This window comes from Sphingobium sp. TomTYG75 (assembly GCF_054771635.1).
Genome location: NZ_BSRE01000001.1, coordinates 1,875,155 through 1,895,780, shown reverse-complemented (window position 1 = coordinate 1,895,780; position 20,626 = coordinate 1,875,155). Strand labels below are relative to the sequence as shown.

Sequence of the window (20,626 nt, the reverse complement as noted above, 5' to 3'; positions counted from 1 at the left end):
TGGTTACTCCGCAGCGATGGCGATGGGTTCAAGATGCTGGTGCAATTCGCTCTCCGCACCAGCTGCGCGCTGCGCCCAGGGGTCTTCCTGAGAGAAGCTCTGCGAGTAGAGGAAGCGGGCGCGAAGAGCCTCGCGGCCTGCTTCGTCTTCCACGATCCGCTGCTTCACATATTCCACGCCGACACGCTCGATCCACGGCGCGGTGCGCTCCAGATAGCGGGCTTCCTCGCGGTAGAGCTGGGTGAAGGCGGCGCAGTAATCGAGGGCCTCCTGCTCGGTCGCGACCTTGCAGAGGAAATCGGTGGCGCGGACATGGATGCCGCCATTGCCGCCGACATGCAGTTCGTAACCGCTATCCACGCAGACCACGCCAAAGTCCTTGATCGTAGCCTCCGCGCAGTTGCGGGGGCAACCGGATACGGCGATCTTGAACTTGTGGGGCATCCACGATCCCCAGGTCATCCGTTCCGTCTTGACGCCAAGGCCGGTCGAATCCTGCGTGCCGAAGCGGCACCATTCGGACCCGACGCAGGTCTTCACCGTGCGCAGCGACTTGCCATAAGCGTGGCCCGACACCATGCCCGCGGCATTGAGGTCGGCCCAGACGGCGGGCAAATCTTCCTTCTTGATGCCGAAAATGTCGAGACGCTGGCCGCCGGTGACCTTCACCATCGGCGCATCATATTTCTCGACCACATCGGCGATCGCGCGCAGTTCCTTGGGGTTGGTCAGGCCACCCCACATGCGCGGGACGACGGAGTAGGTGCCGTCCTTCTGGATGTTGGCGTGCATGCGCTCGTTGACGAAGCGGCTCTGCTGGTCATCGACATATTCGCCGGGCAGCGCGCAGAGCAGATAATAATTGAGCGCAGGGCGGCAGGAGGAGCAGCCGTCGGGGGTCGACCAGTGCAGCTTCTGCATCACTTCGGGGATGGAGCGCATATTCTGCGCGACAATCTCACGGCGGACATCGTCATGACCAAAGCTGGTGCATTTGCACATCGTCTTCGGACCAGACTGGACCTCATCGCCCAGCACCACCGCCAGCAGGTTTTCGACAAGGCCCGTGCAGCTGCCGCAGCTCGCAGACGCCTTGCAGGTGCCGCGCACCGCGTCGAGGCTGCATGCACCCTTTTCGATGCAGGCAACGACCTGGCCCTTGCTGACGCCGTTGCAGCCGCAAATCTCGGCATCGTCCGAGAGCGCCGCAACGGCCGCCTTAGGGTCCAGCGCGCCTCCTCCAGAGGCGAAGGCCTGACCAAAGATCAGCAGGTCGCGGATTTCGCCGACATCTTCCTCGCGCTTGAGCAGGTCGAAATACCAGCCGCCATCGACGGTATCGCCATAGAGTACCGCGCCGATGATCTTGTCGTCCTTGACGATGACCCGCTTGTAGACACCGCGCGAGGCGTCGCGCAGGACGATGTCCTCGCAGCCTTCGCCGCCGGAGAAATCACCAGCGGAAAAGACGTCCAGACCCGCAACCTTGAGCTTGGTCGAGGTGACCGAACCCTTGTAACCCGTATGCTGATCAGTGAGGCCGTCCGCGAGGCTGCGGCACATGTCCCACAGCGGCGCGACGAGGCCGTAGACATTGCCGTCATGCTCGACGCATTCGCCAACCGCCAGAACATCGGGGTCGCTGGTGACCATGTGGTCATCGACCTTGATGCCGCGATTGACTTCAAGGCCAGCTTCACGGGCGAGAGCGGTCGCAGGACGGATGCCCACCGCCATGACGACGAGGCTCGCGGGGATTTCCGTGCCATCCTTCAGGCGGACGCCCTCGACCTTGCCGTCGCCGTAGATCGATTCCGTGTTGGCGCCGGTCAGGATGGTCTGGCCGCGCCCTTCCAGCGCGCTCTTGAGCAACCAGCCCGCCGCTTCATCGAGCTGCCGCTCCATCAGCGTGTCCATCAGGTGGATCACGGTGACCTTCATGCCGCGCAGAGTCAGGCCATGCGCCGCTTCCAGCCCGAGCAACCCGCCGCCGATCACCACCGCAGAGCCGCCCTTATCGGCGGCTTCCAGCATGGTGTCGACATCCTTCATGTCGCGGAAGCTGATCACTCCGGCCAAGTCCTTGCCCGGAACCGGGATGATGAACGGATCGGAACCCGTTGCGATCAGCAGCTTGTCATAGCCAACAGTGCGACCCGACTGGCTCGTGACGGTCTTTGCGGCGCGATCGATTGCCGTCACCGGATCACCGGCGATCAGTTCGATCTTGTTTTCATCATACCATTCGCGGCTGTTGATGACGATGTCATCAAAGCTCTTTTCCCCCGCCAGAACCGGCGAGAGCATGATGCGGTTGTAGTTCACATAGGGCTCTGCGCCGAAGATGGTGACGCGATAGCGCCCCGCATCACGGGCCAGCAGTTCCTCAACCGCACGGCAACCGGCCATGCCGTTGCCCACAACAACCAGATGTTCGCGAACATCGTCGGAGGGCACGAAGATATCCTCTTCGTTGGCCGTCTCCGGTCCGGCGTTGTTCTGAAAATCCATCCCTTGACTCCAGACAATAAAAAAAGCCGCCATCCGGACCCCTGGGCTTTGAACCCAGGAGTCTGGATGGCGGCTTTGCCATCATTAACGCTTTGACGATCCAACCCTGGATCACCGCAGCTATGTCAGTAGAGGACAACCTTGTCCTTCGCAGTGCAGCATAAATGAAACGCGGCTGGGGTCAAGCGATTCGGCGGAAAAGTTAGAGATTGCGCTCAGCTTCCACCTTTTCACCGTTTCCCCTGAGCTTGTCGAAGGGCTTCACTTCTTAGGAAGAAAAGGGTTTCGACAAGCTCAGCCCCAACGGAGGTAGAGCGGTTCTCATTGCCCAAAAACAAGGGCGGCGGCTCCTCTTTCGAGTGCCGCCGCCTCTCCTCTCCGGTAAGCGTTGATCAGATACGCGCGCCGGTGCTCCAGGTCGCGCGCCACTTGGCACGCACCAGCGAGATACCGAGGAACGCGACCACGGCGAGGCCCGCGAAGATCAGGAAGCCGGGGGCAAAGCTGCCCGTGAACTGCTTGGCGATACCCAGCGAGGATGCGAGGTAAAAGCCGCCAATGCCGCCCGCCATGCCGACCAGCCCGGTCATCACGCCGATTTCTTCCTGAAAACGCTGCGGCACCAGCTGGAACACCGAGCCGTTGCCCACGCCCAGCGCCAGCATCGCAGCGACGAAGAAGCCCAGGGCAGAGACCAGCGTCGGCGCATAGGCCACGCCCGCCAGCGCCAGTGCAGCAGCGATATAGACCATCATCAGCGCCTTCACGCCACCGATCTTGTCAGCCAGCGCGCCGCCCATGGGACGAACCAGCGAACCAGCAAACACGCAGCCCGCGGTGCAATAGCCCGCCATGATCGGGGTAAGGCCGAACTGGTCGGTGAAGTAGATCGGCAGCGATGCGGCCAGACCGACGAAACCACCGAAAGTCACGGCATAAAAGCCCATCAGCCACCAGGCGTCGGCGGTTTTCAGCGGGCGGAAATAATCCACCAGCTTCTTGGGCGCAGGCGCGTTGGGGGCGTTCTTCGCCATGAACATGTACAGAATGAAGACGATGGTGAGCGGGATGCAGGCAAGACCAAGCACCGCGTTCCAGCCGAACAGCTTGCCAAGGATCGGCGCGAACAAGGAGGCCAGGACCGTACCCGAATTGCCCATGCCGGCAAGGCCCATCGCCTTGCCCTGATGCTCAGGCGGATACCAGCGGCTTGCCAGGGGGAGCGCGATGGCGAAGGAAGCGCCTGCAAACCCCAGGATGACGCCCAGCGCCAGCGTCCCGCCGAAGCTATTCACGCCCATGAACCAGGCGGTGAAGAGGCCAAGGATCACGATGACCTGGCTGATCGCGCCCGCCTGTTTGCAGCCAATGCGGTCGACCAACAGGCCGTTGACCACGCGAAGCAGCGCGCCCGCCAGTGTCGGCACCGCGACCATGAGGCCCTTTTCCGCAGGGGTCAGGCCCAGCGTCTTGGAAATGGAGGGCGCAAGCGGCCCGAGCAGCACCCACACCATGAAGGCGAGGTCGAAATAGAGGAAAGCGGCAATCAGGGTCGGCGTGTGGCCAGCTTTCCAGAAGCTGGTTGGTCCGGCTGTCCCCTCGCCGCCTTTCTCGCGATCCCAATAAGCAGTTGCCATGACGAGGTCCTTCAATCCAAGTGAAATGGACACAAAAAAAGCCGCTCTCCGGACGCCCGTTTGTGACGGGACCCGGCCAGCGGCTTTGCTGCAAATATTGTTTGAGGAGAGCGCGACCCCATCCTTGGGCGTGCTCATCCATGAACGCGCTTCGTCGCGCGACCTTTGCCTTATCTAATGATTCGTTTCATGTTGCAAGGCACAATTTTTTCAGGCGCCACGCGCGTTAGAAACTCTTCAGGAAATCCTCGATATGTTCGGGGTCGAATGTGCGGCCGTCGAAGAAACGGTCGGGGCCGAGCGTCAATTCGCCGCGCTTGGAGCCCACGGCCAAGGGGGATGCGACGGCGCCCTCCACCTTCATGCTGGCGCCGGGAATCGGTACATTGCTTTCGGCCAACGCGCGGCGGAAGATGTCGGGGCGGAATACCGATCCCGCCTTGGCCGCGTTTTCAGGCGTATGATCCACCATCTTCCAACGGGCGAGTTGCGAATAGAGCCATAGCGCCTGGCTACGCCACGGAAAGGGCGTCGCTTCGCGGGAGAAGAGCATGAAGTCGGGCATGTCGAGCGGCGGCATATCCGGCCGTGCGGTAATGCGGCCCGACAGTGCGCGCAGGATGAGGTCGGCGGGCTGATCGACGAAATGCGGTTGCGACAGGAGGTGGGCGAGCGCTTCATGATTCGCCGGGTCGTCGCACCAGGCGGCGGAACGGACCAGCGCGCGGATCAGTGCGTCCACGGTTTGCGGATTTTCCTCCAGCCATGGCGTCCGGAAGGCCAGCACCTTTTCAACGCCGCGCCGCCAGATCCGTTCGCCAATCGCCACCGCTTCGGCAAGGCCCGCTTCGACAGCCGCGCTGCCCCAGGGTTCGCCAGCGATGAAACCGTCAATTTCGCCCCCGCGCAGGGCCTCAACCGTCAGCGAAGGCGGCACCACGCGCAACAACACGTCGCGATCCGGATCGACGCCCGCACTCGCCAGCCAGTAGCGCAGCATAATCGCGTGACTGGAAAAGCGGTGGACGACGCCGATCACCGGCTTGCGTTTCCACAGGCCGATGGCGGCGGCGAAGTCATGGGCGGTGCCAAGCGGATCGTCGAGCCGTGCGGCGACGTCAGGGTCGAGCGCCTGCGCGAACTCGCGCGCCATCACCAGCATGTTGCCATTGACGTTGAGCTTATAGGGCGCCGACAGCGGCGCGGGCTGTTGGCTCAAACCCAGCGTCACCGCGATGGCGAGCGGGGCCAGCATGTGCGCGGCCTGCACCTGACCGAAGATCAGCCGGTCGCGCAACGTCGCCCAGCTGACCGTGCGGACGAGATCGAGGGCGATCCCCTCCTCCTCCGCGAAACCCTTTTCCCGCGCCACCGCCAGCACGGCGGAATCGGTCAGCGGCAAATAGGCGATGCGCAAGGATATCGTCATAGGCCCCCTCCCAACAGGTCGCTCGCGGTGATCAGTGCCTGGGCGACATCCACGATCTTTTTCCCCTGATTCATCGCGCTCGACCGCAACAGCGCATAGGCGTCCGGTTCGTTGATGCCGCGCTGGCTCATCAGAATGGATTTGGCGCGGTCGATGATCTTGCGGTCGGAAAGCTGCGTCCGCGCCTCGTCCAGTTCGGTCTGGAGTCGGGCGAAGGCGTTGAAGCGACGGACGGCGAGTTCCAGCACCGGCTTTACCCGCTCCTTGCGCAGGCCATCGACCACATAAGCGGAAACGCCCGCGTCGATCGCCGCGCCGATCATGGACTCGTCCGACTGATCGACGAACATGGCAATCGGCCGGGCGAGCGCGCGGCTGACCGACAGCATTTCTTCCAGCGTATCGCGGCTGGGGCTGCCCAGATCCATCAACACGACGTCGGGCGCCATGCGTTCGAGCCGCGCGACGAAGCCGCCGCGCGGGGGGACGATGTGGATATCGTCATAGCCCGCCTCGCGCAGTCCTTCTTCGAGAACCGTCGCGCGCAGGCCGCTGTCATCGATGATGACGATTCGCATGTGGACCCAGCCCTTTTGCTCTTTCAGTGACCGCGATGCTGCGCCGCGTCAATTGGGGGAGCGCGCTACGGTTGCCAGGGTGAGCGGCCTGCTGTATCGGTGCGGGCCAGTTTCCGGAGGATCGACATAATGGACTTGCAACTGATCGCGCAGCCCCAACGCTCTGCTTTCAGGAAGTTTTTTGTCCATGCCTGCGATTATTCTCTCTCGTTTAAGTTGGTCCGCGCCTGACGGGACCGCCGTCCTTTCGGACCTCGATTTTCGTTTCACTTCCGAGCGGATCGGACTTGTCGGACGCAATGGCGTCGGCAAATCGACGCTGCTTGCGCTTGTTTCCGGCAGACTGAAGCCCAGCGGCGGCAGTGTTCAGCTGGACGGGACGGTGGCCGAACTGCGGCAGACGGTGCAGGTCGAGCCGGGCGAGACGATCGCGGATTTGTTCGGTGTGCGGGAGGCTATGGCGCTGCTCTCCAAGGCCGAGCGGGGCGATGCGGACATGGCCGAACTGGAAGCATGCGACTGGACGCTGCCTTCGCGGATCGAGGAAGCATTGGCGGAAGTTGGGCTGAGCGTAGAACCCGATACACCGCTCGCCCAATTGTCGGGCGGTCAGCGGACGCGGGCGGCGCTGGCCGGAGCGATCTTTGCCCGCCCCGATTTCCTGCTGCTGGACGAGCCGACCAATAATCTGGACGCGGAGGGGCGCGCGGCGCTGATCGCTTTGCTGGGGCGATGGCGGGCCGGTGCGATCGTGGTCAGCCATGACCGGGCGCTGCTGGAGGAGATGGAGGCGATTGCCGAGCTGACGACGCTGGGCATCAGCCGTCATGGCGGCAACTTCTCTTCATGGCAGGAGCGCAAGGCGGTCGAACTCGCGGCGGCCGAGCAGGACTTGGCCCATGCCGAACGGCATCGGAAGGACATCGCCAAGCGGACGCAGATCGCGGCCGAGCGCAAGCAGCGGCGCGATGCCGCCGGGGCGCGCAAGGGCGCCAAGGGCGACATGCCGCGCATATTGATCGGTTTGAGGAAGGATCGGGCCGAGGGTTCAGGTGGCGAAGCGGCGCGGCTGGCGGAGCGTCTGCGGCGGGAAGCCATGCAGGCGGCAGAGACGGCACGGCAGCGGATCGAGGTGGTCGAGAGCCTGACCGTTGCCCTGCCCTCCACCGCCGTTCAGTCTGGCCAGAGGATCGTGACGCTGGACCATGTGACGGCAGGTCATGATGCCAGTGCGCCGGTCCTGCGGGAGCTGTCCCTGAGCGTCAACGGGCCGGAACGGATCGCGATCACTGGCCCCAATGGCGCGGGCAAATCAACGCTGCTCCATGTGATCGCGGGCAGCCTGCCTCCCTTGGCGGGGAAGGTCGAGCGGCCGGTGGGCTGCGCGCTGCTGGACCAGAGGGTGGAACTGCTCGATCCACGCGCCAGCATTGCGGATAATTTCGCCCGGCTGCACCCAAGCGCGACGCATAACGAAGTGCGGGCGGCGCTGGCGCGGTTCCGTTTTCGGGCAGATCTGGCGTTGCAACAGGCGGGTAGCCTTAGCGGCGGGCAGTTGTTGCGCGCCGGGCTGGCCTGCGTGCTGGGAGGCGCCACCTTGCCGCCGCTGCTGATGCTGGACGAGCCGACCAATCATCTCGACCTCGACAGCATCGCGGCGATCGAACAGGGCCTGCGCGGTTATGACGGCGCGCTGATCGTGGTGAGCCATGACGCGGCTTTCCTGCGCGCTATCGGCATCGACCGGGAGATAGGCTTGCTCTAATGCGCCGCCGACATGTCCACCTGCCCGGTCGGCTTGGGCGCGAACCAGACCAGCGCGCCTGCCAGGAAGAGGACCAGTGCCGCCACGAAGAAGACATGGTTCATCGACAAAATGGTCGCTTGCTGATCGACCAGATTGGCGATCATCTGCGGCGTCTGCTCAGCCGACAGCCCGGAACCGGCCAGCTGCGATCCGACGCCCGGATCAAGTGCCGACACCATTTCATTGCGCGCGGTTCGCTGGCCATTGCCCCAGCCGGTCAGCACGATGGAGGTGGATATCGCGACCGCCAGCGTGCGCAGGAAGCTTTGCATGCCCGCCGCCGACGCCGTTTCTTCCGGCCGCACCGATCCCAGCGTCAGGGTGGTCAGCGGGATCATGAAGAAAGGCATGGCAAAGCCCTGCACGACCTGCGGCATGGCCAAAGTCCAGAAGTCGGCCGTGCTGGTCCAGCCCGAACGCCACATGGTGACCATACCCATCCAGATCACCGAACCCGATATCAGCAGGCGCACATCGATCTTGCCGACCGCGCGGCCCGCAAAGGGTGCGGCGAAGATCGCGGTCATGGCCGTGAAGGCGGTGACGAAACCTGCCGAATAGGCGGGATAGCCCATGGACATCTGAAGCCATTGCGGGATGATCACGATGCCGGCGAAATAGGCGCCGAAGCATAGCGACAATGTCAGCACGCCTGATGTGAAGCCGATATGGCGGAACACCCGCAGATCGACGATCGGATGCTCCTCCGTCAGTTCCCAGATGATGAAGACGAGGAAGCCGATCCCGGCCATCACGGCCAGCGCGACAATCATCGGATCGCCAAACCAGTCATGGTCGCGGCCGGTGTCGAGCATAATCTGGAGGCAGCCGATCCAGAATATGAGCAAAGCGAGGCCGATAAAGTCGATGGGGAGCTTATGCCGTTCCGTTTCGGCGGGGCGCAGCAGCACCATCGCGGCGAACACGCACACCACCGCGATCGGCAGGTTGATGAAGAAGATCCAGTGCCAGCTCCAATTGTCGCTGATATAGCCACCGATGATCGGCCCCACCGCTGGGCCAGCGAGCGTGGTCATGGCCCACAATCCCATCACCTTGGCCCGCTGTTCGGCGGGAAAGATGCGCATCAACAGGGTTTGCGACATCGGCATCAGCGGGCCGCCGCACAGCCCCTGTCCGATACGGCAGGCGACGATCATGCCGAGCGTCGTCGAAAGGCCGCAGAGAAGCGAGAAGAGCCCGAAGCCGATCATGCCCCAGATGAACAGGCGCACCGTGCCGAACCGCTGGGCGAGCCAGCCGGTAAGCGGCACACAGATCGCCTCCGCCACAGCATAGGACGTGATGATCCAGGTGCCCTGGTCAGGCGAAATGCCAAGGTTCCCAGCGATGTGCGGCACCGAGACGTTCGCGATCGTCAGGTCCAGCACGACCATGAAATTGCTGAGCGCCAGCACGAACCCGGCCAGCATCCGCCGCCGGGGGTCCATGAAAAATCTTTCCGCCGCCTCCGTCACCGCGTGGCTCCTCAGGCGCCCGAAAGGTCGATCTCGACCTCGGTCGAGAGGCCCACGCGGAGCGGGTGCGCAGCAAGTTCCTTGGGATCCAGCGCGATGCGCACGGGCAGGCGCTGAACCACCTTGATCCAGTTGCCGGTCGCATTTTGCGCGGGGATCAGCGCCAGCGACGATCCGGTGCCGCCCGAAAAGCCGATGACCTTGCCATGATAAACGACGTCGCCGCCGTAGATGTCGGCAATGACCGTGGCGGGCATGCCGACGCGCACGCGGCGCAGCTGCCGTTCCTTGAAATTGGCATCGACATAGACTTGGCTGAGCGGGACGATGCTCATGATCGGGCTGCCCTGCGCGACGCGCTGGCCGACCTGCACCTGACGGCGCGTCACCACGCCATCGATCGGCGCGCGGATGATCGTGCGGCCAAGGTCGAGCCGGGCATTTTCCAACTTTGCCTTGGCTGCGAGGACGGCGGGGTCCGTTTCGACCGTCGAACCACTGACAAGGGCATCATTGGCGGCGAGCTGACCTTCGGCCGCGCCCTGAGTTGCGCGTGCCGTCGCCACGCCTGCGCGCGCCTGTTCAAGGCCCGCGCGGGCGGCGGCAAATGCCTTGCGCGCGCTGGTGACTTCTTCGCCCGAGACAGCACCTTCGGGCGCCAGTGCCTCGCGCCGCTGAAGGTCGATGCGCGCCTTGTCATAATCGGCCTGCGCCGCGGCGAGCTGCGCGCCGGCCTGCGTGATGTCGGCACCGCGCGCCTGAACCTGGGCGGCGAGCGATGAACTGGTCGCGGCCGTCTGGCGGAAGCGGCGGCGCGCCTCGGCAAGGTCGGCCTCCGCCTGCGCAACGGCGATGCGGGCGTTGGTGGGATCGAGCCGCACCAATATGTCGCCGCGCTTCACCGCCTGCGTGTCAGTCACCCGCACTTCGACGGCCTGCGCGGAGATGAGCGGCGTCACCTGCGCGATCTCGGCATTCACATAGGCATTGTCCGTGCCGACATGATTGCGGCCGATCAGCAGATACCAGAGAGCATAGATCGCGCCGATGACGAACACGGCGATGGCAAGGCGAACCAGCCACTTCTTGCGCTGCTCCATCCGCGCGCTCTTGTCGGCGCTGCCGGTATCGGCGGTGAATTCAGGGGCTGCATCAGCCATTGGGCAGGTCCTTGGACGATGTGCCGCTGGCAGCGAAGCCGCCGCCCAGCGCGCGAATGAGGGCAATGTCAGTGGAAAAGGTCAGCGCTTCAAGCTCCGCGACGGATTGGCGGGCGGAAAGCAGCTGGTCCTCGACATTCAGAACGTCGAGGAAGGTGAACAGGCCGCCTCTGTAGCGCTTCTGCGCTATGGCATAGGCTTCCTCGGACGCGGCCAGCGCGGCGCGGGCCTCGGTCAGCCGCTGACCCAATATCCGGCGGCCGGTGACGGCGTCGGCCACGTCGCGATAGGCGCCGAGGACGGTCTTGTCATAATTGGCGACGGCTTCATCGAAGGTCGCCCGCGCGCCACGATAGCGGCCACGCAGTTCCCCACCATGAAAGATCGGCAGGCTGATCGCTGGCCCGACATTGCCGAACAGCGAATCCTTGCTGAACAAGGTGTCGAGGAAAGAGCGCGGACCCGACGTCGAGGGATCAAGGAAGGACGTATTGTAGCCGAGTGACTGCACCCCGACGAGGGCGCTGAGGCTAATGGCCGGGAAGAAGTCGGCGCGGGCGACCTTGATGCGCTTGGCGGCCGCTTCCGTGCGGGCAAGCGCGGCGGCGACATCGGGACGGCGTGCCACCAGGTTGGTGGTGACATCGGCGGGCAGGCCCAAATCCGTGACCTTGCCCAGATGCGGCTGCGTGATGGCAAGGCCGCGATCAGGGCCTGCGCCGATCAGCGCCGCGATCTGATGCCGCCGGACGGCGATGGATTGGTCAATGCCCGCCAGCACGGCGCGGGCGGCGGACACTGTCGCATCGGCTTGCCGCACGCTACCCCGCGTTTCCAGCCCGTTACGCTGCCGCTCCGTCACCAGTTTCTGGCTGGCGGATCGGATGTCGAGCGCGCGTTGCTGGATAGCTCGTTGGTCGAACAGGCGGGCCAAGTCGGCATAAGCATCGGCGATGCCCGTCGTCAGCATCAGACGCGCCTGCTGCGCATCGATGTTGGCAGCCTCCGCCTCCGATGTGGCGGCAGCCAGCGCCGCCCGGTTCCGGCCCCACAGATCAAGGTCGAAATTCAGGTCGAGCGCGGCTTTTCCCGTACCCAACCAGCCTTTGGGCACAAAGTCCTTGGGGAAGCCCATATTATAGCTCTGCTTCGTCGCGGCCGCCGATCCGGTAAGATCAACGGACGGGAGCAGCGGGGCTCCGGCCTGCTGCGCGGCGGCGGATGCTTGGCGGAAACGCGCGGAAGCGGCAGCGATGTCGGGGGAGGCGGCAAGTCCCTCCTCCATCAACGCGTCGAGTTGCGAGTCGCCATAGCTTTTCCACCATCCATCGGCTGGCCATAGCGCGTCGCCCTGCCCCAGCGTTTGCGACGCCGCGATGCTGGAGGCTGTCCGGGGCGCGGGCGCCTTGCCGAGATCGGGCACGGCCGCGCAGGCGGAAAGCGCCAATATCGCGACCGGCAGAAACCCGGCATGCGCGGAATTACTGAGACGATTTAGGGACATAAGAAACTGTACCATGTGGTATGAAAACTGCCTTTGCGCCTGCTGCACGGCCTTGTCAACAAGATAATCGTACTATATGGTACGCCTTTATGAGCGCCCCTGCAGACCTTGCCTCCCTATCCCGCCGCGAAGCAAACAGGCGCGATCGCCGTGATGCGATCGTCGCGGTCGCCCGCCGGTCATTCCTGGAAAATGGCTATGCCGCGACCACCATGTCATCCATCGCCGCCGAACTGGGTGGGTCGAAGGGCACCTTGTGGAGCTATTTCCCCGGCAAGGAGGAATTGTTCGCTGCCGTCCTACGCGACGCGACGGAAACCTATCATGCCAGCCTCGCCCAGCTTCTGGACACGGGTGGTCCACTTGATCAAACGCTCCTGCGCTTCAGTCATGATCTGCTGCGCAAGGTAACGTCACCAGACGCGATCGCGCTGCATCGGCTGGTAGCGGCGGAGTCGAGCCGCTTTCCCAAAATGGGCGAGATTTTCCTGGAGCTTGCGCCCTTATATACGCGCAACCTGCTAGCCCGCTTTTTGGAGGGGGCGATGGAGCGGGGCCAATTGCGCCGCGCCGATGCCCAGCTTGCGGCGCGGACGCTGATTGTGCTCACCTTGTCGGGCAGTCACCAGCAGATGATCTGGGGCAATGGCCAGCCGCCCACGCCCGAGCAAGTGGAGGCCGATGTGGCTTTTGCGGTCGATTGCTTCCTGCGCGCCTATGCGCCCGAAGCGGAAGCACCTTCACACGAAAGATCGCATTAACCATTTCTTTGCGCACTTATCCTAGATCAAGGCGTGTGAGGAGACGCACGCCATGCAGTTTTTCAAATCCGCTGCGAGGACGCTCAATACCGACAGCGACAAGGCGAAGAGCGCTCGCCCGCTCCGTCGCCGCAGGCTTTTGCTGATCGAGGAAGACGACACGGCCCGCGCCGTGATCGCGCGTCGCCTTTCCCATATCCATTATGACGTGGTGCTGGCCGAAAATGGCTTCGTGGCGCTGAACCGCCTTCTCAGCCGGTCGGTGGACATCATCCTGATCGACATGGGGCTGGCGATCCTGCCGGGCATAGCCACCATGAAGAAAATCCGCGCCGCTGGACTTGCCGGTCAGGCAAGTTTCGTGATGATCGCGGGCAAGCAGGATAACGCCAGCGTCGTGGAAGCACTGGAAGCGGGCGCGGACGATTATGTGACCAAGCCTTTCGACTTCGACGTGCTGGACGCGCGGCTCCGCCATTTGTGCCAGCGCGCCGATGAGGTGAACGCCCTCACCCGGCACAATGCCGAACTCGACGCCCGCATTGCGCGACGCGCCGTGGAACTGGGCGAGACGCGCGACGCGCTTGAGGAAATGCAGGTCGACAGGGCGCGGCTGGTCTCATCGATCCAGGCGTTGAATGATGAAATCGCCCGGCTGAACGCTGCCCGCCCCTGAAACGATCAGGGTTTCAGCGCTTCAACCAGCGAGTCGCGGTGAACCAGCCGCCAATCCCGATCGCCATCGCGACGCAGACCCCTACCACGCCCCAAAAGGCCCAGGCTTCATGGGCAAAGGGAATGCCGTTGACGTTCATGCCGAGCAGCCCGGTCAGAAAGGTGAGCGGCAGGAAAACCAGCGCCACGACCGATATGATCAGCGCCTGCCGGTTCATCTGTTCCGCGCGCAGGTCGGTCAGCTCTTCATGCGCCAGCGCCGATCGTTCGCGCACCGCTTCCAACTCCTCCGCCATGCGGGCGCAGCGATCCGCCGCTTCCTGCAAATGCAGCCGGTCATCGGGGTGAAGCCAGGGCGCATCCGCCGCCGACAATCTTTCAAGCGCCTGCCGCTGCGGTGAGATGAAGCGGCGATAACTGATCGCCGACGCCCGGATTTCGGACACCTGCCGCCGGACCTCCGCCGCGCCATTGTCGCTCAACGTGCTTTCGATCTCGTCCAGATCGTCGCCCAGTTGCGCGACTTCCGGATCAAGCGCCTCGGTGATTTCCTGCGCAAAGGCGGCGATAAGGTCGCCCGGATCGCGAATCTCTCCGGCCAGCATCTGCTTCACCACCGGCTCCATCGCCGCGAGCGGGCGGTAGCTGACGGTGATTACGCGCGCATGTTCGGCCCACAGGCGGATCGACACCAACGGATCGCCGCTTGCCTCGGCGTCCGCCCCCAGACCGCGCAGGTTGATGAGCGCACCATGCGCCATCACGGTGCAACGCGGCCGGGTTTCCTGCGCCAACAGCGCCGACAGCGCCGCCTGCGGCATATGGTCGCAGCGCGAGACGATGCTTTGCGCATCCTCCCGCCAGCCATCGGCATGAATCCAGCTGAACGGAGCATGGTCGGCCTGCCCGCAAAAATCATCGAGCGAGATTTCGCGGGCATGGCCGCCTTCATTGACGAACACCCGGCTCATTGCGGCATCTCCAGCCAGAGCGAGAGCCCCTCGCCCGGCGCATCCGGCGGCATGGTGGCGGGGATGCGCACAGCGTCGGCGCGAGCACGGTCAAGGATCACCGCTGGCACATCGGGCCTATGATAGATGCGATCGGCCTCCCCGAGCAGGCGCGCCGCGCGGAGCGTCAGGTCATCGGGATCGCCCGACAGCAGGCGCAACGCGACAAGACGGGAGGGTTCCGCATCGCCCTGCTGAGCAAGCCAGCGGGGCACCTCGTCAGCGGCATCCTCGCGCAGCGGATCGATCAGACCGCCAGCCGACAGCCCGGCATCAATCGCGCGGCGGCGGGCGCTGGCATCGGGCCAGCGTGCGCGGATGACGGCACGGGCAGCGTGCAACGCGGTAGCGAGCGCGCCCAGCTTTTCCGGCAATATTGCCTCGATCCGCTGGCGCAAGGCCTTCGCCAGTCCTGCCGACGCACCGCCCGTGCCGATGGCGATCAAGACAGGCTCCCGATCGATAATGGCAGGCAGAGTGAAATCGCAAAGCTCCGGCCGGTCGGTCGCGTTCACCAGCACGCCCCGTGCCTTGAGCCGCGCAACCGTCGCATCATCGCCATCGGCAACGATCGCGATGGCCGCGTCCTCAGCCTCCCCGACGACGCGCGCGCCCGCCCGTTCCAGCAACCGCCGCTTGGCGTCCGCTGCCTCGCCGCTTCCCGTCAGGATGACGGCCCTGCCCTTCAACACCAGGAAGACGGGCAGGCTTTGCATCAGCCCTGCACCCAGTCCGGAATGCTGTCCGCCTCGATCAGCGCCTCGATCGGCGGACGGGCGCGGACCACGGCCCATTTGTCGCCGGACACCAGCACTTCGGGCGTCAGCGGGCGGCTGTTATAGGTGCCCGCCATGGTCGCGCCATAAGCGCCCGCCGTCATGAAGGCGACCAGATCGCCCGCCTGCACCACATCCATGTCGCGGTGCATGGCAAAAGTATCGCCCGTCTCGCACACCGGACCCACCACATTGGCGGTCTCCCGCACGCCCGAAGGATCAACGGCGCGAATGTCGTGCCAGGCATCATAAAGGCTGGGCCGCATCAGGTCGTTCATCGCCGCATCGACGATGACGAACGGTGCCTGCGCACCCTGCTTGACGCGCACCACCCGCGACAGCAGCGCACCCGCATTGCCGACGATGACCCGGCCCGGTTCGAACATCAGGCGCACATTCCAGCCCTGCGTCACCCGCGTCACCATCTCGCCATAGACAGCAGGCAGCGGCGGGATCGGGAGCGAGGGGTCGTAGGGGACGCCCAGTCCGCCGCCCAGATCGGCGGTGCGGATGGCATGCCCAGCGCCGCGCAGCTTTTCGATCAGGACGCCGACCTTCGTGAAGGCCGCCTCAAGCGGGGCTAGATCGGTCAGCTGGCTGCCGATATGGACGGCGACGCCCTGCACATCCAGACCGGGCAGGTCGCGGGCGGCGCCATAGCTTTCCAGCGCCCGATCATAGGGAATGCCGAACTTGTTTTCCGACTTGCCGGTCGAAATCTTGGCGTGCGTCCCCGCGTCCACATCGGGGTTGATCCGATAGGCAACGGGCGCTTGTCTGCCCATGGATACCGCGACTTCCGACAGCATCTCGGCTTCCGGCTCGCTCTCCAGATTGAACTGGTAGATGCCATGCTCCAGCGCCAGCCTCATCTCTTCGGCGGTCTTGCCGACGCCTGAAAAGACAATGCGGTTGGCCGGAATGCCCGCCGCGATCGCGCGCAGCAGCTCGCCACCCGACACCACGTCAGCGCCCAGCCCCAGCTTCGCCAGCGTCGCCAGCACCGCGCCATTGGGATTGGCCTTCACCGCAAAGGCGATCAGCGGATCGTCCAGCCGCGACAGGGCCTCTCGAAAGACATTGACGTGGCGCGTCAGGGTAGCGGTCGAATAGATATAGACCGGCGTGCCGACCGCCTGCGCGATGTCCGCCATCGGCACCTGCTCCACATGCATGGCGCCGTTCACATAGTCGAAATGGTCCAAGGCTCTTTTGTCCTAGCGAATCTTGTCAGGGCTGGTTTTCGGGCGGCAGGTTGAACGGATCATCCTTGCGCTCCTCCGACTGCGAGAGGATGTCGACGCTCCGCTCGGGCCGCGACTGCATGGATGGGGTCATGAGCTGCTGCGCGGTGGGGGCAGCCACCGCGCCGACCGGCACCGCAGGCATTTTCTGCCCTGCGACCGGCTTTAACGGCTGACGTCCGCCACAGGCGGCAACCCCAAGCGCCAGCAGGGCGAAGGCGACGTTCCGGCTGATGGCGATCCTCATGCCTGTTCCTTCCGCGCCTGGGTGATCCGCGCGCGCACCTGATCGGGCGCGGTGCCGCCATGGCTTTTGCGGCTCGCGACCGACGCATCGACCGTCAGCACCGCATAGATGCGCTCATCGATGCGGGCGTCAATCGCTTTCAGCGTCTCGATCGGCAGGTCGGCGAGCGGCGTGCCCGCGCTCTCCGCCGCCGCGACGGCGCGGCCGGTGATATGATGCGCCTCGCGGAACGGCACATTGGCTTCGCGGACCAGCCAGTCGGCCAGGTCGGTGGCGGTGGCAAAGCCGCTTTCGGCAAGGCCGCGCATGCGATCGGTGCGGAACGACACCGTCTCGATCATCCCGGTCATCGCCGCGATGGACAGGCCCAGCAGGTCATGCGCCTCGAACACTGGCGGCTTGTCGTCCTGCATGTCCTTGGAATAGGCGAGCGGCAGGCCCTTCATCGTGACGCAAAGCGCCGTCATGCAGCCCATGATCCGCCCGGCATGGCCGCGCACCAGTTCGGCGGCGTCGGGATTGCGCTTTTGCGGCATGATCGAGCTGCCGGTCGAATAGGCGTCGGGCAACTTCACGAAGCCGAAGGGCTGGCTCGCCCAGATAATGAACTCTTCCGCGAGGCGCGACAAATGAAGGCTGCATTGTGTCGCCGCCATCAGATAATCGAGCGCGAAGTCGCGGTCGCTGACGCTGTCGAGGCTATTGTCGGTCGGCTTGGCAAAGCCCAGCGCCGCCGCCGTCGCATGCCGATCGATCGGGAAACCCGTCCCGGCCAGCGCCGCCGCGCCCAGCGGGCATTCGTTCAGCCGGTCGCGCGCATCGGCAAAGCGGCTGCGATCACGGCGCACCATCTCATAATAAGCCATCAGGTGATGGCCCAGCGTCACCGGCTGCGCGGACTGAAGGTGCGTGAAGCCCGGCATCACCGCGTCGACATGCTCCTCCGCACGAGCGAGCAGCGCCTGTTGCAGCGCCTCAAGCCCCGCCTGCACCTCATCAATGGCGTCGCGCACCCACAGGCGGAAGTCCGTCGCCACCTGATCATTGCGCGACCGCGCGGTATGCAGCCGTCCCGCAGCCGGGCCGATCAGTTCGGCCAGCCGGGACTCGGTCACCATGTGGATGTCTTCAAGGTCCAGATTAACTGGCACGCCATTCGCTTCATATTCGGCAGCGATGCGGTTCAGCCCTTCGGTAATCGCCTGCGCGTCCTCGCCTTCGACGATGCCCTGTTTGGCCAGCATCGCCACGTGCGCCTTGGACCCGGCGATGTCCTGCTTCCACAATCGCTTGTCGAACGGGATGGAGGCATTTATCTCGCGCATGACCGAAGCCGGACCAGCTGCGAAGCGTCCGCCCCACATGCTGTTGGAGCCGTCTCCCGTGCGACCTTCCCCGTCCCGATCAACTTTGCCCTGCGTAATGACACTGCTCCTGCTGGCTGGCCTCGGCGCGTGCGATAGGCAATCGCCGGGCGCGGGGCAAGATCAAGCCAATAGCAGCGCGCCAGTCCCCCCGACAAGCGGCGAGGCGCCCAGAGAGGGGACGGCCGCCCCGCAAAGCGGCAAGGGCGCGTTCAGCTTCACGCTCGACCGTTCAAAGGCAGGCACCCGCGCCCCCGATTTCGCCTTCGCCGGGCCGGATGGCAAGGACGCCACCTTGCAGGATTTCGCGGGCAAGCCGTTGCTGGTGAACCTGTGGGCGACATGGTGCGCGCCCTGCATCGCGGAAATGCCAACGCTCGATGCCGTCGCCAAGGCGTACGGGGCCAAGGGTCTGGCCGTGCTGACCATATCTCAGGACAGCCAGGGCGAAAGCGTGGTGAAACCCTTCTTCGCCAAGCATGCGCTGCCGCACCTTAAGAGCTTCATCGATCCGGAAAACCAGTTCGGCTTCCACTATGCGACCGGCATGCTGCCCACCACCGTGCTGTACGACCGGCAGGGCAAGGAGATGTTGCGCGTGATCGGCGCGATGGACTGGAACAGTAAGGAAGGCCGGGATCTGATCGAGACGGCTTTGGAGTCTTAGAGTCAAATCCTCCACCATGCTTCGCATGGTCCCCCTCCCCATCTTTCGATGGGGAGGATTTTCTAACCTAGCGACCTCGCTTCCCGCACCACCAGCACCGGCACGCCATCACGCACCGGAAAGGCCAAACCCGCCGCCTCCGAAACAAGCTCGCTGCTCTCAGCATCCCATCGCAACGGCGTCCGCGTCACAGGGCAGACCAGCTTCGCCAACAGATAAGGGTCCGGCGAAATCATTGCATCGTCGCCCCGCCATCAGGCTCCATCCGGCCAACGATCTGCATCAGCTGAATGATCCGGTCGCACCGCTCGCTTAGGCTGTCCGCCTCTAGCAAGGTCTGCTTGGCGGCCGGATCGAATGGCGCGATCTGGGCTATGCCGTTCACCAGGGACGTGTCGTCGAGCCGCGACACGGCGGTCCAGTCCACGACATAGCCCAATGCTTCGGCAAAGCGCCGCGATTCCTGTTCAAGCGCCGCGCGCTCGACGGCGTGAAGCACCTCATCCTCCGGCGCTTGCTCGACATCGGCCTCGATCTGGCGAAAGGCGGTGGTGACGTCGAGTTCGCGGATCACCCGAAAACGCGCCAGCCCTTCCAATATGATGTTGAAACGGCCGTCATCCAGCACTTCGAATTCGCTGATCCGGCCCAAGCATCCGACATCGTACAGGGCGGGCTTGGCCCCCTCCCCACGCGGCTGGATCATGCCGATGCGCCGGTCCCGCGCCATGGCATCATGGATCAGCGCCCGGTAACGCGGCTCGAATATGTGCAGCGGCATGTCCATGCCCGGCAGCAACAGCGCCCCGGACAACGGAAAGATGGAGACGCGGGCGCGGTTCACCGGCCGCGCCGTCAGGAAAAGAGGATCTGCGACAATTTCCGCCGCTGCCCCGCGACCCACGGGTCTTCAAGGCCGGTGGCCTCGAACAGCTTGAGCAGTTGCGCCTTTGCCGCGCCTTCATTCCATTCGCGGTCGCGGCGGATGATCTCCAGCAGTTCCTCGGCGGCACGATCCCGCTCGCCATTCGCCATCAGGCCGCCCGCCAGTTCGAAGCGTGCATCATGATCATCGGGATTGGCGGCAACCTTCGCCTCGACCCCGGACAGGTCGGAAACGGGCTTGGCGTCCCGCGCCAAAGCAAGGGCGGCGCGGGCGCGGTCGATCGCCTGATCTTTGGCGACATCGGCGGGCAAAGCGGCGAGCACGGCCTCCGCTTCGTCCAGCCGCCCAAGCGCCACCAAAGCGCGCGCATGCCCGGAAGCGACATCCGCATTGTCAGGCACCATCTGGCCAACCTGCTCGAACACCGAAAGCGCGCGGTCTGGCTCCCCACCCGCCAACATTTCCTCGCCCATTTCAATCAGCGGGGCGATTTCCTCCAGCTGCGTCTTCTCATCCGATTCGATCGGCAACTGCGCCAGCAACTGGTCGAGATATTGCTTCAACTGCCCCTCGGTGCGTGCCTGGCTCAGGTCAGCGACCGGCTGGCCCTGGAACACGGCATAGACGGTCGGGATCGACTGGACACGAAACTGGGCGGCGATGAACTTATCCTCATCGACGTTGATCTTCACCAGCTTCACGCCTTTGGACGCATAGTCGGCGCAAACCTTTTCGATGACCGGCGTCAGCTGCTTGCACGGGCCACACCATTCCGCCCAGAAATCGACAATGACCAGGCTGGTGCGCGACGGGTCCACCACGTCACGGCGGAACGCCTCCACCGCTGCTTTATCGGTGTCGCTCATTCCTAGGGTCGCCACTGCCGTATTCT

Annotated in this window: 19 protein-coding genes; 4 read left to right on the top strand and 15 right to left on the bottom strand. The window is 64.3% G+C overall.

All coding sequences use genetic code 11. The annotated features are described in order from the left end of the window. Positions 1-3: 3 nt before the first annotated feature. The 4 genes from nirB to ACYU81_RS09530 all read right to left on the bottom strand — a co-directional run bounded on the left by nirB (position 4) and on the right by ACYU81_RS09530 (position 6,155). The gene (nirB, locus tag ACYU81_RS09545) at positions 4-2,511 is read right to left on the bottom strand and encodes a nitrite reductase large subunit NirB (protein WP_460987433.1); all 2,508 of its coding nucleotides are present in this window, start codon (positions 2,509-2,511) and stop codon (positions 4-6) included. A gap of 392 nt (positions 2,512-2,903) precedes the next feature. Further along, positions 2,904-4,148 carry a nitrate/nitrite transporter gene (locus ACYU81_RS09540; protein ID WP_460987432.1) on the bottom strand — a complete coding sequence of 415 codons (1,245 nt, stop codon included), beginning with the start codon at positions 4,146-4,148 and terminating at the stop codon, positions 2,904-2,906. 226 nt (positions 4,149-4,374) lie between these two features. Next, complete coding sequence (locus ACYU81_RS09535; RefSeq protein WP_449471104.1) at positions 4,375-5,577, bottom strand: CmpA/NrtA family ABC transporter substrate-binding protein; 1,203 nt, start codon at positions 5,575-5,577, stop codon at positions 4,375-4,377. Beyond that, on the bottom strand, positions 5,574-6,155 hold the full coding sequence (locus ACYU81_RS09530; protein WP_449471103.1) for an ANTAR domain-containing response regulator: 582 nt from the start codon (positions 6,153-6,155) through the stop codon (positions 5,574-5,576). Before ACYU81_RS09530 ends, ACYU81_RS09535 begins: the two co-directional genes overlap by 4 nt. 187 nt (positions 6,156-6,342) lie before the next feature. Between ACYU81_RS09530 and ACYU81_RS09525 the strand changes: the two genes are divergently transcribed. Next, positions 6,343-7,920 carry an ABC-F family ATP-binding cassette domain-containing protein gene (locus ACYU81_RS09525; protein WP_460987431.1) on the top strand — a complete coding sequence of 526 codons (1,578 nt, stop codon included), beginning with the start codon at positions 6,343-6,345 and terminating at the stop codon, positions 7,918-7,920. On the opposite strand, the gene ACYU81_RS09520 is transcribed toward ACYU81_RS09525, so the two are convergent. The 3 genes from ACYU81_RS09520 to ACYU81_RS09510 are packed head-to-tail and all read right to left on the bottom strand — an operon-like array spanning position 7,917 to position 12,104. Further along, positions 7,917-9,413: a DHA2 family efflux MFS transporter permease subunit gene (locus tag ACYU81_RS09520; RefSeq protein ID WP_460988159.1), complete on the bottom strand. Its 1,497-nt coding sequence runs from the start codon at positions 9,411-9,413 to the stop codon at positions 7,917-7,919. The genes ACYU81_RS09525 and ACYU81_RS09520 overlap by 4 nt on opposite strands. 38 nt (positions 9,414-9,451) lie before the next feature. After that, positions 9,452-10,600 carry an EmrA/EmrK family multidrug efflux transporter periplasmic adaptor subunit gene (locus ACYU81_RS09515; RefSeq protein ID WP_460987430.1) on the bottom strand — a complete coding sequence of 383 codons (1,149 nt, stop codon included), beginning with the start codon at positions 10,598-10,600 and terminating at the stop codon, positions 9,452-9,454. Beyond that, positions 10,593-12,104 (bottom strand): efflux transporter outer membrane subunit, encoded by a 1,512-nt coding sequence (locus ACYU81_RS09510; RefSeq protein WP_460987429.1) that lies wholly within the window; start codon positions 12,102-12,104, stop codon positions 10,593-10,595. The genes ACYU81_RS09515 and ACYU81_RS09510 overlap by 8 nt, the downstream gene beginning before the upstream one ends. Before the next feature lie 89 nt (positions 12,105-12,193). On the opposite strand from ACYU81_RS09510, the gene ACYU81_RS09505 reads away from it, so the two are divergent. Continuing rightward, positions 12,194-12,865, top strand: a complete 672-nt coding sequence (locus ACYU81_RS09505; protein ID WP_460987428.1) for a TetR/AcrR family transcriptional regulator — start codon at positions 12,194-12,196, stop codon at positions 12,863-12,865. A gap of 52 nt (positions 12,866-12,917) precedes the next feature. Then, positions 12,918-13,541: a response regulator transcription factor gene (locus ACYU81_RS09500; protein ID WP_460987427.1), complete on the top strand. Its 624-nt coding sequence runs from the start codon at positions 12,918-12,920 to the stop codon at positions 13,539-13,541. A 13-nt stretch (positions 13,542-13,554) separates the two neighbouring features. On the opposite strand, the gene ACYU81_RS09495 is transcribed toward ACYU81_RS09500, so the two are convergent. From ACYU81_RS09495 to argH, 5 genes are read right to left on the bottom strand one after another with little or no spacing between them, the layout of a single operon-like run. Continuing rightward, a complete protein-coding gene (locus ACYU81_RS09495; RefSeq protein ID WP_460987426.1) occupies positions 13,555-14,511 on the bottom strand; it encodes a zinc transporter ZntB in 957 nt (318 codons plus the stop codon). After that, positions 14,508-15,266, bottom strand: a complete 759-nt coding sequence (locus ACYU81_RS09490) for a precorrin-2 dehydrogenase/sirohydrochlorin ferrochelatase family protein (protein ID WP_460987425.1) — start codon at positions 15,264-15,266, stop codon at positions 14,508-14,510. Before ACYU81_RS09490 ends, ACYU81_RS09495 begins: the two co-directional genes overlap by 4 nt. Then, positions 15,266-16,531, bottom strand: coding sequence for a diaminopimelate decarboxylase (lysA, locus tag ACYU81_RS09485; RefSeq protein WP_460987424.1), 1,266 nt, complete (start codon positions 16,529-16,531; stop codon positions 15,266-15,268). Before lysA ends, ACYU81_RS09490 begins: the two co-directional genes overlap by 1 nt. A gap of 25 nt (positions 16,532-16,556) precedes the next feature. After that, on the bottom strand, positions 16,557-16,817 hold the full coding sequence (locus tag ACYU81_RS09480; protein WP_460987423.1) for a hypothetical protein: 261 nt from the start codon (positions 16,815-16,817) through the stop codon (positions 16,557-16,559). Continuing rightward, a complete protein-coding gene (argH, locus tag ACYU81_RS09475) occupies positions 16,814-18,181 on the bottom strand; it encodes an argininosuccinate lyase (protein WP_460987422.1) in 1,368 nt (455 codons plus the stop codon). Before argH ends, ACYU81_RS09480 begins: the two co-directional genes overlap by 4 nt. 58 nt (positions 18,182-18,239) lie before the next feature. Here argH and ACYU81_RS09470 point away from each other — a divergent pair, with 58 nt between their 5' ends. Further along, complete coding sequence (locus ACYU81_RS09470) at positions 18,240-18,848, top strand: TlpA family protein disulfide reductase (protein ID WP_460987421.1); 609 nt, start codon at positions 18,240-18,242, stop codon at positions 18,846-18,848. Between the two features lie 62 nt (positions 18,849-18,910). Here ACYU81_RS09470 and ACYU81_RS09465 read toward each other — a convergent pair whose 3' ends face one another. The 3 genes from ACYU81_RS09465 to ACYU81_RS09455 are packed head-to-tail and all read right to left on the bottom strand — an operon-like array spanning position 18,911 to position 20,615. Next, positions 18,911-19,084, bottom strand: coding sequence for a Trm112 family protein (locus ACYU81_RS09465; protein ID WP_460987420.1), 174 nt, complete (start codon positions 19,082-19,084; stop codon positions 18,911-18,913). After that, a complete protein-coding gene (locus ACYU81_RS09460) occupies positions 19,081-19,692 on the bottom strand; it encodes an LON peptidase substrate-binding domain-containing protein (protein ID WP_460987419.1) in 612 nt (203 codons plus the stop codon). The genes ACYU81_RS09465 and ACYU81_RS09460 overlap by 4 nt, the downstream gene beginning before the upstream one ends. Positions 19,693-19,703: 11 nt before the next feature. After that, positions 19,704-20,615 carry a tetratricopeptide repeat protein gene (locus ACYU81_RS09455; RefSeq protein ID WP_460987418.1) on the bottom strand — a complete coding sequence of 304 codons (912 nt, stop codon included), beginning with the start codon at positions 20,613-20,615 and terminating at the stop codon, positions 19,704-19,706. Between the last annotated feature and the right edge of the window lie 11 nt (positions 20,616-20,626).